The 13,583-nt window shown below is 33.6% G+C and carries 12 protein-coding genes; all 12 read left to right on the top strand.

What is annotated here, in order from left to right:
• Window positions 1-101: 101 nt before the first annotated feature.
• The 12 genes from BM246_RS07870 to BM246_RS07815 all read left to right on the top strand — a co-directional run bounded on the left by BM246_RS07870 (window position 102) and on the right by BM246_RS07815 (window position 13,546).
• Entirely contained in the window at window positions 102-1,004 is a 903-nt protein-coding gene (locus BM246_RS07870; RefSeq protein ID WP_074936959.1) for a hypothetical protein, read from the top strand.
• A gap of 212 nt (window positions 1,005-1,216) precedes the next feature.
• Window positions 1,217-1,672: a 50S ribosomal protein L13 gene (gene rplM, locus BM246_RS07865; RefSeq protein WP_042496570.1), complete on the top strand. Its 456-nt coding sequence runs from the start codon at window positions 1,217-1,219 to the stop codon at window positions 1,670-1,672.
• A gap of 1 nt (window position 1,673) precedes the next feature.
• Window positions 1,674-2,060 (top strand): 30S ribosomal protein S9, encoded by a 387-nt coding sequence (gene rpsI, locus BM246_RS07860; RefSeq protein WP_042496568.1) that lies wholly within the window; start codon window positions 1,674-1,676, stop codon window positions 2,058-2,060.
• A 190-nt stretch (window positions 2,061-2,250) separates the two neighbouring features.
• On the top strand, window positions 2,251-3,027 hold the full coding sequence (gene rpsB, locus BM246_RS07855; RefSeq protein ID WP_042496565.1) for a 30S ribosomal protein S2: 777 nt from the start codon (window positions 2,251-2,253) through the stop codon (window positions 3,025-3,027).
• An 86-nt stretch (window positions 3,028-3,113) separates the two neighbouring features.
• Window positions 3,114-4,088: a translation elongation factor Ts gene (gene tsf, locus BM246_RS07850; RefSeq protein WP_042496562.1), complete on the top strand. Its 975-nt coding sequence runs from the start codon at window positions 3,114-3,116 to the stop codon at window positions 4,086-4,088.
• A gap of 599 nt (window positions 4,089-4,687) precedes the next feature.
• The gene (gene pyrH / locus BM246_RS07845; RefSeq protein ID WP_042502563.1) at window positions 4,688-5,395 is read left to right on the top strand and encodes a UMP kinase; all 708 of its coding nucleotides are present in this window, start codon (window positions 4,688-4,690) and stop codon (window positions 5,393-5,395) included.
• 49 nt (window positions 5,396-5,444) lie between these two features.
• Window positions 5,445-5,999, top strand: a complete 555-nt coding sequence (gene frr, locus BM246_RS07840; protein WP_042496558.1) for a ribosome recycling factor — start codon at window positions 5,445-5,447, stop codon at window positions 5,997-5,999.
• A gap of 79 nt (window positions 6,000-6,078) precedes the next feature.
• A complete protein-coding gene (locus tag BM246_RS07835) occupies window positions 6,079-7,347 on the top strand; it encodes a hypothetical protein (RefSeq protein WP_074936956.1) in 1,269 nt (422 codons plus the stop codon).
• A gap of 47 nt (window positions 7,348-7,394) precedes the next feature.
• Window positions 7,395-9,791 carry an efflux RND transporter permease subunit gene (locus BM246_RS07830; protein WP_042502559.1) on the top strand — a complete coding sequence of 799 codons (2,397 nt, stop codon included), beginning with the start codon at window positions 7,395-7,397 and terminating at the stop codon, window positions 9,789-9,791.
• A 114-nt stretch (window positions 9,792-9,905) separates the two neighbouring features.
• Complete coding sequence (asnS, locus tag BM246_RS07825) at window positions 9,906-11,339, top strand: asparagine--tRNA ligase (protein WP_074936953.1); 1,434 nt, start codon at window positions 9,906-9,908, stop codon at window positions 11,337-11,339.
• A 144-nt stretch (window positions 11,340-11,483) separates the two neighbouring features.
• Window positions 11,484-12,941: an RNA polymerase factor sigma-54 gene (rpoN, locus tag BM246_RS07820; protein ID WP_074936951.1), complete on the top strand. Its 1,458-nt coding sequence runs from the start codon at window positions 11,484-11,486 to the stop codon at window positions 12,939-12,941.
• Window positions 12,941-13,546 (top strand): hypothetical protein, encoded by a 606-nt coding sequence (locus BM246_RS07815; protein ID WP_042502555.1) that lies wholly within the window; start codon window positions 12,941-12,943, stop codon window positions 13,544-13,546. The genes rpoN and BM246_RS07815 overlap by 1 nt, the downstream gene beginning before the upstream one ends.
• The last annotated feature ends 37 nt before the right edge of the window (window positions 13,547-13,583 follow it).

Raw genomic sequence — 13,583 nt, 5'->3', positions numbered from 1 at the left:
TCTAAAAACTTACAAACGCAAAATAAAACTTAACATATACTTTGTAATGAATAGTTATTCAAATCGTCCTATAATCCCAATAATCAAAAAAAAAGAATGCTATGAAAACTAAATTATTTTTAACTTTAATTACCGTGTTCAGTATTGCGATACAAAACACACAAGCTCAAATTAACCCTGACGGATTTTTTAACAAAAAAGGAGAAGCAAACATTGCTGTTTCTTACACCTTTGCTACTTATGAGAAATTCTATTTAGGCCTTGATGAAGTAGATGCTGTACCTGCACACAACCAAATTGACCAGAACATATACAATGTATATGCTAATTATGGTATTACAGATAACCTTACTGTAATTGCAAACCTACCTTATATTGACTCTGAAGGACAAGGCGTTGCAGACCCTGTAAACGGGACTACAGAACAATCTAACCTACAAGATGTAAGCTTATTGGTAAAATGGGCACCATTTGTAACACAACATAAAAATGGTACAACTACATTTGTTGTAGCAGTAGGAGGATCTTATGCTTTTGATTACGAACCTACAGGAATACTTTCTCTCGGTAACGGTGCGTCGTCTATTGACACAAAATTAGGCTTACAATATAATAACAACTCTGGTTTCTTCGGAAATGCATTTGTTGGTCACTCTATAAGAGGAGAAGCTGATAATAATTTAGGCTTAGGTGATGGTGCTAAATTTGATGTACCAAATAGTGTTAACGCACAAATTAAATTAGGATACGCAGGAAAAGCATTTTATGCAGATGCTTGGTTTGATGCTCAAAAAAGTAATGGCAGCTTAGACATTAACTCGCCAAACTTTGCTGGTAACTTCCCTGAAACTAAAGTAAGTTTTTCTAGAGTTGGTTTAAACCTTTATGCTCCAATTACTAAAACTATTGGTGTTAGTCTTGGTTCTGGTACTGTAGTTAGCGGTAGAAACATTGGTAAAGGCACTTACTATTCTGGTGGACTTATAATAGGTTTAGGTAAATAAACATAAAGTACGCTTCAATTAAAAAAGCCAGATAAAACATACTTATCTGGCTTTTTTAGTTAACAAATATTACCATAGGTTAAACCCCTAAATATCAATACTTTTAATTTTATTAAAAGAATATAACCACACTATTTGGTAATCAAATATATAATCGTAAATTTGCAAACTCTTTTTAAGAGAGGAATGTTTAATAAAAATAAATTAAAAACGTGGACACATTAAGCTACAAAACGATTTCAGCTAACAAAGCAACTGCAGATAAGCAGTGGGTTTTAGTTGACGCTGAAGGACAAGCACTTGGTCGTTTAGCTTCTAAAGTTGCAAAACTTTTAAGAGGTAAACACAAGCCAAACTTCACACCTCACGTTGATTGTGGTGATAACGTAATTGTTATCAACGCAGAAAAAATCAGTTTATCTGGTAACAAATGGAACGATAAAACGTACATTCGTCACACTGGGTATCCAGGAGGTCAAAGAAGTTTAACTGCTACAGAATTGTTTGGAAAAGATCCTGCAAGAGTAGTAGAAAAATCAGTTAAAGGAATGCTACCTAAAAACAAATTAGGTGCTGAGTTATTCCGTAATCTTACCGTTGTTGTTGGAACAGCTCATAAACATGAAGCTCAAAAACCAGCTGTAATTAATCTAGAAGAATTTAAATAACATGGAAGTAATTCACAAAATTGGCCGTAGAAAGACGGCTGTTGCTCGTGCTTATGTTTCTACAGGAACAGGAAACATTACGATTAATAAAAAAGACTTAACTAACTATTTCCCTACAGCGACTTTACAGTACAAGGTAAATCAGCCTTTAGTTTTGACTAACAATGACAGCAACTTTGATATTACAGTAAATGTATATGGAGGTGGTATTACTGGACAAGCTGAGGCTGTTCGTTTAGCAATTTCTCGCGCAATGTGTGAGTTAGATGCTGAGAACAGATTAATCTTAAAGCCAGAAGGTTTATTAACTAGAGACCCTAGAATGGTTGAACGTAAGAAATTCGGTCAGAAAAAAGCGCGTAAGAAATTCCAATTCTCGAAACGTTAATATCCTGGACATGGTTCAGGATCTGTTTTTCAGATGCCTGGTATCATTTCAAACAAAATAAAAAAACAAGTTATTGTTGTCCTATTTTATTTAAAACAAATAGGATTTAGTTTAGCATCTAAATGAAGCCAAAAGCGTAAAGCGAAATGGAACATTGCTAATTCAACAGAACGTAAACTATTATTACAAAATGGCAGTAGAAGTAAAAGAATTACTTGAAGCAGGTGTGCATTTCGGACACCTTACACGTAAGTGGGACCCAAACATGGCGCCTTACGTATATATGGAACGTAACGGTATCCATATTATCAACTTATACAAAACAGCAGCTAAAATTGATGAAGCTGGAGAAGCATTAGCAAAAATCGCTAACTCTGGTCGTAAAATTTTATTTGTTGCAACAAAAAAACAAGCTAAAGATATCGTTGCTGAAAAAGCGGGATCTATTAACATGCCTTACATCACTGAAAGATGGCCTGGTGGAATGTTAACTAACTTTGTTACTATTAGAAAAGCTGTTAAAAAAATGGCTACTATTGATAGAATGAAGAAAGATGGTACGTTTTTAACGTTATCTAAAAAAGAGCGTTTACAAGTAGATCGTTTAAGAGCTAAGTTAGAAAAAAACTTAGGTTCTATTACTGATATGACTCGTTTACCTGGAGCTTTATTTGTTGTAGATATTAAGCGTGAGCATATCGCGATTAAAGAAGCACAAAAATTAAACATTCCAATTTTTGCAATGGTTGATACAAACTCTGATCCACGCCAAGTGGATTACGTTATCCCTGCAAATGACGATGCTTCTAAATCGATTGATAAAATTTTATCTCACGTAACTTCTGCAATATCTGAAGGATTAGCTGAGCGTAAAGCTGATAAAGATGCTGCTGCATCTGCAAAAGAGGAAACTCCAAAAGCAAAAGCTGCACCAGCACCAAAAGCATCTGCTGAAGAAGAAGAATAAAATAACATTAACAAAACACAAATAAGTCGTTTAGTACTTTTCTTTGTTGAAAATATATTGAACGACTTTTTTAAATTCTAATAACTATGAGTACTACAGTAAAAATTACAGCCGCTGAAGTAAACAAATTAAGACAAGCTACTGGCGCAGGAATGATGGACTGCAAAAAAGCTTTAGTTGAAGCGGAAGGCGATTTCGATAAAGCAATCGAAGTTTTACGTAAAAAAGGACAAAAAGTAGCTGAAAAAAGAGCCGATAGAGACTCTTCTGAAGGTGCTGCTGTTTCTAAAATTAATGCAGACCAAACTGAAGGTGTTGCTATTGTTTTAGGTTGTGAAACTGATTTTGTTGGTAAAAACGAAAACTTTTTAGCTTTAGCTAACCAATTAGCTGATATTGCTTTAACAGTAGATTCTAAAGAAGCTTTTTTAGCTGCTGATTTTGGAGGAATGACTGTTGCTGACAAATTAATTGAGCAAACTGGTGTAATTGGTGAAAAACTAGATATTACTAGTTTTGAAAAATTACAAGCACCATTTGTTGGAACTTACGTTCACATCAACAAAATTGCTGCATTAGTTGGTCTATCTGCAAAAGTTGATAACGCTGATACTTTAGTTAAAGATGTAGCTATGCAAGTAGCTTCAATGGGAGCAAGCACATTATCTTACAAAGATTTTGATCCTGCTTTTGTAGCATCAGAAACTGAAGCAAGAATTGCTGTTATTGAAAAAGATAATATCGAGTTAGGTCGTTTAGGTAAAACACTTAAAAACGTACCTCAATTTATTTCTATGGCTCAATTAACTCCAGAAGTTTTAGCTAAAGCTGAAGAAGCTGCTAAAGAGGAATTAAAAGCTGAAGGAAAACCAGAACAAATCTGGGATAGAATTTTACCTGGTAAAATGGAGCGTTTCGTTTCTGACAACACAACATTAGACCAAGAAAAATGTTTATTAGATCAAAATTTCATTAAAGACGAAAAATCTAACGTTGCAAAATACGTTGCATCTTACGGCGAAGTTGAAATTACAGATTTCAAACGTGTATCTGTTGGATAATTAATTATTCAATTTTCGTTTACACGGAAATAAAACATAAAAACCACTACTCTTTTTTTTAGATGTAGTGGTTTTTTTATGCTTTAAATTGAACTCTGATCTATATCTCAACCGAAAAATTTAAAAAAATATACAATCTCATACCCGCCATTCCGAAGACAACGAGAATTCTCATAATAGAAACCAGTGATATTAATTTCCGTTTACACAAAAACTACTACAACATTATGCATGCATGACGATTACCTTTTAAATATTATTATTACTAATTAACCTTAACACATTAGCCATATAACTGTACTCGGCAAATACACGCGGGAGAGATAGAAATGGCATCCTTTTTAAAACAATTAAGTAGAAAACTACAACAAAAACAAAATTGCGGAGATAAAACCCATATATCTATCACGATCCTTATATTTTAAAAAGATATAGTGGATAGCTCGGTTTTTATTTTTCATAAAAACCCGCCCAAAACATTTTAAAGATATTTAAATTACCGTTTGGTATTCTGCGTAATAAATTCAAAAAAATAAAAAATTTATGTAGCTTTGCTAAACTTTTGTTTCCGCTTAAGCGAACATCTCATAATTCATAAAATGAAATATAAAAGAATACTTTTAAAACTTTCAGGCGAAGCCTTAATGGGTGAACGTCAATACGGTATAGACCCAGAACGTCTAGCCGAATACGCACAAGACATTAAAACCATTACAGACCAAGGCGTACAAGTAGCCGTAGTTATTGGAGGTGGAAACATTTTTAGAGGTGTTGCTGGAGCTAGTAAAGGTATGGATCGTGTTCAAGGTGATTACATGGGTATGCTAGCCACAGTAATTAACGGTTTAGCTTTACAAGGTGCTTTGGAAGATGCCGATATACCGACAAGATTGCAAACTGCTATTAAAATAAACGAAGTAGCCGAACCTTTTATTAGAAGAAAAGCTATGCGCCACCTAGAAAAAGGGCGTGTTGTTATTTTTGGAGGTGGAACAGGAAATCCGTATTTTACAACAGATTCTGCAGCCGTTTTAAGAGCTATTGAAATAGAAGCCGATGTCATTTTAAAAGGAACACGTGTAGATGGTATTTACAATGTAGATCCTGAAAAAGACTCTAAAGCTGTAAAATTCGATAATATTACTTTTGATGATGTATTACGCAAAGGCCTAAAGGTAATGGATACAACTGCATTTACTTTAAGCCAAGAAAACAAATTACCAATTATTGTTTTCGATATGAATAAACCAGGTAATTTACTTAAAGTTGTTGCTGGTGAAAAAATAGGTACTGAAGTAAACCTTTAAAATTTGGCGCAATTGTTGAAATAGCAAAACCATATTAAAGTAAAAAACAATGGAAGACATTCAATTTATATTAGACAGCACACAAGAAGCAATGGATAACGCCCTTAAGCATCTTGAAAAACAATTTGTAAATATTAGAGCTGGTAAAGCTAGCCCTGCAATGCTAGGGAGCGTAATGGTTAACTATTACGGCTCACAAACACCAATTGGTCAAGTAGCCAATATAAACACACCAGATGGTAGAACTATAACGGTACAACCATGGGAGAAAAACATGCTACAAGAAATTGAGCGTGGTATTGCTTATGCAAACCTAGGTTTTAACCCAATGAATAATGGAGACGTTATTATTATAAACGTACCACCTTTAACAGAAGAGCGTCGTAGAGATTTAGCAAAACAAGCTAAAGCTGAGGCTGAAGATGCTAAAGTAAGTATCCGTACGGCTCGTAAAGATGCCAACAACGATATTAAGAAAAATGACGATGTATCGGAAGATTTAAAAAAGAATGCTGAAATAGACGTACAACAAATAACGGATAAGCACGTTAAAAAAGTGGATGAACTTTTCGAAGCAAAAGAAAAGGAAATCATGACTGTGTAATTATAGTTTTATTTCAGTTTAAAAAATATAAAGCGGCAAATTTGTCGCTTTTTTTATCACTTTACTCCTTTCTCTCTAGATGAAACATTGTATTCTGTTTTTATTTATTTTATTCTCGGTCGCACTAAATGCGCAAATAGAAAATGAAGGTACTACAGAACCCGCACAAGATTCTATTAAAAAGAAAGCCTTTGTAAAATCATTGGGTAACGGTTTTTTTCCAACAAAATATTTTAATTTTGATTTAAGATATTTAGTAAAATACAACCAATACGAAGGAGTAAGAACTGGTTTAGGTGCAGAAACTAACAAAGCTTTTTCAGAAAAATACCGGGCAAACACCTATCTTGTTTATGGTTTTAGAGATCGTAGATTTAAATACAGTTTAGGTGGTGGTTTTAGAGTATCGCAAGCCACAAATACTTGGATTAATTTATCTTACACCGATGATTTACAAGAAACAGGAAGCACTAAGTTTTTAACAGACAACCGTTTCTTTCAGTTTTTCGAACCGCGATTGCTTAACATCGATTTGTTTCATAAACACATTACCAAACTCATTTCGCTAGAGCATGAGTTTACACCAAAAATTGTAAGTGAAACGGAGTTTTCTATCAGTAAAATAGACCCAACCTATGCTTACGGCTTCAACCTTAACGGCGATGTTTACAATAACTTCGATATTAGTTCGGCAAAAACAGCATTACAATGGAGTCCGTTTAGTAAGTTCGAATCTACCAAAGACGGTGTAAAACAAACAAAAGACGGCTTCCCTAAATTTACGCTGCAATACACAAAAAGTTTTAAAAATATTATAAAAGGTGATTTCAACTTTTCGAAATTAGATTTTAGAAGCATTTACCAAATAGGAGACCCCAAGGCTGCACATTCTAGAATTACTGTAGTTTCTGGTATTTCTGGTGGCGATACACCATTAACTCATTTGTACCACGCCTACCCCAACAATATTACAAAAGAAACTATTTTACAACGTTTTTCGGTTGCCGGTTTAAACAGTTTTGAAACCATGTTTTTTAACGAATTCTTTTCCGATAGGTTCACTACTTTTCAATTTAAACATTACTTAACACCTTTTAATATTTCCGAACGTTACAAACCACAAATGGTATTAATAACACGTTATGCTATTGGAGACATGAATAACCCTGAACGCCACGAAGGTGTTCCTTTTGGCTCCTTAGAAAAAGGATATACGGAATCGGGTTTCGAACTTAATAAATTATTATTTGGTTTTGGTTTAAGCTTCACCTATCGCTATGGCGCCTACCACTTGCCCGAAATTGGTGACAATGTAGCTTTTAAGTTTACATTTAACGTCTCTTTATGAGGTAATCTGCTGCTTTTTTCTACCTTTGCGCATCTTTTAAATAGAGCATGCTTAAACTTTTTACAAAGGACTTTTGGGACGTTATTGCTAGAGTTATTTTACGCAATAAAATTATTATACTTGTAGCTATTCTGGCTACAACAATTTTCTTCAGCCAGCAATGGGATAATATGAGGTTTACCTATACCGAGGCAAACTTACTTCCTGACGATCATGAAGTTAATATTATTTACAACGATTTTCTAGATGTTTTTGGAGAAGAGGGTAATTTAATTGTGCTAGGTGTAAAAGATTCTACTCTTTTTACTGTTGAAAAACTCAATGCTTGGAACAACTTAACGGAAAGTTTCAAGAATTCATCAGACGCCGTAGAATCGGTAATTTCCATAAAAGAACTTCAAAAATTAGTAAAAGATACCGAAAATGAAAAGTTCATCTTAGAACCTTTTATAAAAGATTCTATAACTTCAATGGCTCAAATTGAGGTTTTGGAGAACGATCTTTTCAAAAAATATCCATTTTACGATAATTTCTTATTCAACAAAGACACGAAAACAATTCGATCGGCCATTTACATGAACAAGGCTATTGTAAATACTTCGGCTCGAAAAGATTTTGTAATGGATGTTTTAATTCCTAGAGTGGAAGCCTTCGAAGCCAAATACGATTTAGATGTGCGTATCTCCGGTATGCCATACATTAGAACCTTAAACTCAACTAATATTGTTGACGAAATAGGCTTGTTTATTGGAGCAGCTCTACTAGTTACTTCTATAATATTCTTTTTCTTCTTTAGATCTTTCCGTGCCACTTTTATATCCCTTATTGTGGTGTGTATTGGTGTTATGTGGACCTTAGGAATTATTGGTTTATTAAATTATGAAATTACAGTTTTAACAGCTCTAATTCCGCCGTTAATTATTGTTATTGGGATTCCCAATTGTATTTTCCTTATAAACAAATACCAACACGAAGTTAAGCTACATGGTAATAAAGCCAAATCTTTACAACGTGTAATTACCAAAATTGGTAACGCTACTTTAATGACAAACGTTACTACAGCTTGTGGTTTCGCAACATTCATTCTTACGGAAAGTAAGCTACTTAAAGAGTTTGGCTTAGTAGCTTCGCTAAGTATTTTGTCAATTTTTATATTGTGTATTCTTATTATTCCAATTATATATTCATTTCTACCTTATCCAAAAGACCGTCATTTAGAACACCTAAATAAAAGGTGGATTGGTGGTTTTGTAAACTGGATGGAGCGTATGGTAAGACAAAAACGTATTGCCATTTACATTACCTCGGTAATACTACTTGTACTAAGTATTATTGGTGTTTATCAAATAAAAATTTCGGGTAGTTTAATTGAAGATATGCCTCAAGAATCGGAATTTGTTAACGATATCCGTTTCTTTGAAAGTGAGTTCAATGGTATTATGCCATTAGAAATTATGATAGATACTAAGCGCAAAAAAGGCGTTATGAAACTATCGACTCTAAAACGCATGAACGAGCTGGAAGATTTGATTTTAGAAACTCCAGAATTATCAAAACCGATATCTGTAGTAGGGTTAGTTAAATACTCCAAACAAGCTTATTATAATGGTAATACCAAGTTTTATCAGCTACCAACTTCACAAGAAAATAGTTTTATTTTAAGCTATGCTAAAAATTCAACTTCAAGTAATGACTTGCTAAGTAATTTTGTTGATAGCACAGGCCAATACGCACGTATCACCACCTTTATTAAAGATGTTGGTACCGATAGAATGGAACGTATCCAAGAAGATCTTCAAACTAAAATAAATAAAGTTTTTCCTAAAGAACGTTACACAGTAACCATGACTGGGAAGGCTCTAGTTTTCCAAAAAGGAACAAAATATTTGGTTAAAAACTTAGCCATTTCTTTATCATTAGCCATTTTACTTATCGCCTTATTTATGGCATATATGTTCCGTTCGGGAAAAATGATTCTTATTTCATTAATTCCAAACTTACTACCATTAGTAATAACAGCTGGTTTAATGGGGTATTTAGGCGTACCAATAAAACCATCTACCATATTAGTGTTTAGTATTGCTTTTGGTATTTCTGTAGACGATACAATTCACTTCTTAGCAAAATACCGTCAAGAATTGCAAGCCAATAATTGGAAAATTAAAACTTCGGTTTATGGGGCTTTACGCGAAACAGGAGTAAGTATGTTCTACACATCTATTGTGTTATTCTTTGGATTTTCGGTATTTACAATTTCGAGCTTTGGTGGTACAGTAGCGCTTGGTGCTCTAGTTTCTGCAACTCTACTTTTTGCAATGCTTTCTAATTTATTATTACTGCCGTCTTTATTACTTTCTTTAGAGCGTAGTATTGCTAATAAAGAAGTGTTACGCGAACCGTCGATTAACATTATCCCTGAAGAAGACGACAAAGAGGAGTTTTAATTACACTTTAAAACAACAATTAGCTATAAATTCAAAATTTTCATAATTTTTAGAATTTATTATTTGAATTTTAAGTACTGAAACCATTATATTTACAGTTCAAAATTAGTTTCTATGCAATCACCTACAGTTTCAGAATTACTATCGCAAAACACTTCTTTACTTGAAGTTGAAATAAAAGGCTGGGTTAGAACCTTTAGAGCAAATCGCTTTATTGCCTTAAATGATGGTTCAACAATAAATAATATACAATGTGTTGTAGATTTTGAAAACTTTGATGAAGCCCTTTTAAAACGCGTAACCACAGGTGCCGCAATACATGTAAAAGGAGAATTAGTAGAAAGCCAAGGTAAAGGTCAAAAAGTTGAAATTCAGGTAAAACATTTAGAAGTTCTAGGAGATTCCGATCCGGAAACCTACCCTATTCAACCTAAAAAACACTCTTTTGAGTTTTTAAGAGAAAATGCTCATTTACGCACCAGAACTAATACGTTTAGTGCTGTAATGCGTTTACGCTCATCATTATCTTTCGCTATCCATAAATATTTTAACGAAAACGGATTTTACTACATGCATGCGCCTATCATTACAGGTAGTGATGCAGAAGGTGCTGGAGAAATGTTTAAAGTCTCTAGTTTAGACAATAAAAATTTACCTTTAACTGAAGATGGCAAAGTAGATTATACTAAAGATTTCTTTGGAAAGGAAACTAACTTAACCGTATCTGGCCAATTAGAAGCTGAAACTTACGCCATGTCGTTAGGTAAAGTATATACTTTTGGACCTACTTTTAGAGCTGAAAACTCTAATACATCAAGACATTTAGCCGAATTCTGGATGATAGAGCCAGAAGTGGCTTTTATGGATTTAGCAGGCAATATGGATCTTGCTGAAGACTTTATGAAATCTGTAATCACTCATGTTTTAGAACATAATCGTGAAGATTTAGAGTTTTTAGAAAAACGTCTATTAGACGAAGAAAAAGTAAAACCTCAAGCTGAACGTAGTGATATGAGTTTAATTGAAAAATTAAACTTTGTAACAGAAAACAACTTCAAACGTGTTAGTTACACGGAAGCTATTGATATTTTAAGAAATTCTAAACCAAATAAAAAGAAGAAATTCAAATATTTAGTTGAAGAATGGGGAATGGATTTACAAAGTGAACATGAACGTTTTTTAGTTGAAAAACACTTTAAATGCCCTGTTATTTTATTCGATTACCCAGCAGATATTAAAGCCTTTTACATGCGTTTAAATGACGATGGTAAAACCGTACGTGCTATGGATATTCTTTTCCCTGGTATTGGCGAAATTGTTGGTGGAGCACAACGTGAAGAGCGTTTAGATATCTTAAAACAAAGAATGGCAGCCATAGACATTCCAGAAGAAGACCTTTGGTGGTACATGGATTTACGTAAATACGGAACAGCTGTACACTCTGGTTTTGGTTTAGGTTTCGAGCGTTTAGTGATGTTTGCAACCGGTATGGGTAATATTAGAGACGTAATTCCTTTTCCAAGAACACCTCAAAACGCAGAGTTTTAGTAAAATTTAACTTGATAATTCCGCTTATACTTGGCGATTATTCATGCTTTTATTTATCTTTGATTAGGACTAACTAATCTAAACCTTTGATTTGTTTATTACTTATCATTATATTTAGTTGCCCATTCAATCTTAATAAAAATCATGCTTAAGCAATATTTACAATTTAAACTCTCGCAAAAACTGTCGCCGCAGCAAATTCAGTTAATGAAACTGATACAATTGCCTACGCAAGCTTTTGAGCAACGTTTAAAACAAGAATTAGAAGAAAACCCAGCACTAGAAGGCGGTAAAGAAGAAAACGATAGTGACTACGATTCTGATTTAGATAATTCTGATGATATTAATGATAATGATTCTATAAGTGCAGAAGACATTAATGTTGATGAATATTTAAGTGATGATGAAATTCCAGATTACCGCACCCAAGCCAATAATTACAGTGCCGACGATGAAGAAAAAACGATGCCTTATGCAGCGGGAACTTCATTTACGCAACACTTAATTAATCAATTAAACACCTACAGATTATCGGAAGAAGAACGAGATATTGCCGAATTCTTAGTTGGTAGCGTTGATGAAAGCGGCTATATACGTAGAGAGTTAAGCGATATTATGGACGATTTAGCTTTTACACAAAACGTATACACCGAAGAGGAAAATATTGAAAAGGTTTTAAAAATTGTACATCAATTAGACCCAGCAGGTGTTGGAGCTAGAAACCTTCAAGAGTGTTTAAGTATTCAATTACACCGCAAAGATAAAACACCCGATACAGAATTAGCTATAGACATTATAGATTCTGCTTTCAACCAATTTACCAAAAAGCATTATAAAAAATTACTTCAGAAATTCAATATTACTGAAGAACAATTAAAAGATGCCATAAAAGAAATTGAACATTTAAATCCTAAACCTGGTGGATCTTATGCCGGGAATAACCGTATTGTTGAACACGTAGTACCTGATTTTGCTATTAAAATTGTTGATGGAGAACTTGAGCTTACCTTAAACGGACGTAACGCTCCGGAGCTTCATGTTTCTAGAGAGTACAACAATATGCTTACAGGATACAAGGAATCTAAAGACAAATCGAAATCTCAAAAAGATGCTGTTGTTTTTATAAAACAAAAATTAGATGCAGCAAAATGGTTTATTGAAGCTATAAAACAGCGCCAACAGACCCTATTTGTTACCATGAGTTCAATTATGCATTACCAAAGCGAGTACTTTTTAACTGGTGATGAGCGTAATTTGAAACCCATGATTTTAAAAGATATTGCCGACGAAATTTCAATGGACGTTTCCACAGTTTCACGTGTTGCCAATAGCAAATATGTTGACACACCTTATGGAACAAAACTGATTAAGGAATTCTTTTCGGAATCCATGAAGAATGATCAAGGTGAAGATGTTTCAACTCGCGAAATTAAAAAAATTCTAGAAACGGTAATTGAAGAAGAAAATAAGAAGAAGCCTTTAACAGATGAAACTTTAGCGTCAATTTTAAAAGAAAAAGGATATCCAATTGCTAGAAGAACAGTAGCTAAATATAGAGAACAACTAGATATTCCTGTCGCTCGATTACGTAAAAAAATATAATGGATAAGTTACTTAAGAGCATTTCATATATTTTTCATCCTTTATTGATGCCTATTATTGGCGTGGCATATTATTATTATATCTCGCCGCGTTTTATAGCGGAGCAAATTTTACATGCTAAGCTTATTTCATTATTAATACTTACCATTATACTACCTATTTTAATGTTCTTTTTACTCAGAACTTTAGGAAAGGCGCAAACTATTCATCTTAAAACTACAAGGGAACGTATTTACCCGTTGGCTTTAAATTGCTTTATTACTATTTTAGTAATTAAACGCGTAATAACAGCAACGCAGTCGCTAGAACTGTATTACTTCTTTATTGGTATACTAATTTCGAATATGGCTTGTTTAACGCTCGCTATTTTTAAATTTAAAGCAAGTATACACATGATTGGTATTTCGGGGTTATTCATGTTCTTTATAGCTATAGGCGTGCAGTTTGGTATAAATATTACTGGCACTCTTGCTTTTGTCGCCTTAGCCATGGGTGCTGTAGCTACATCTAGATTACACTTAAATGCGCACACCTCTAAAGAATTGATTTTTGGTTTTTTTGTTGGATTAATTCCGCAGCTATTGCTGATTAATTTCTGGATGTAGATTAATATATACTTGAACCTTCTTTGGTTTTCGAAAC

This window comes from Algibacter lectus (genome assembly GCF_900112395.1).
Taxonomy (GTDB): domain Bacteria; phylum Bacteroidota; class Bacteroidia; order Flavobacteriales; family Flavobacteriaceae; genus Algibacter; species Algibacter lectus.
This window is presented reverse-complemented; position numbering and strand designations above follow the sequence as displayed.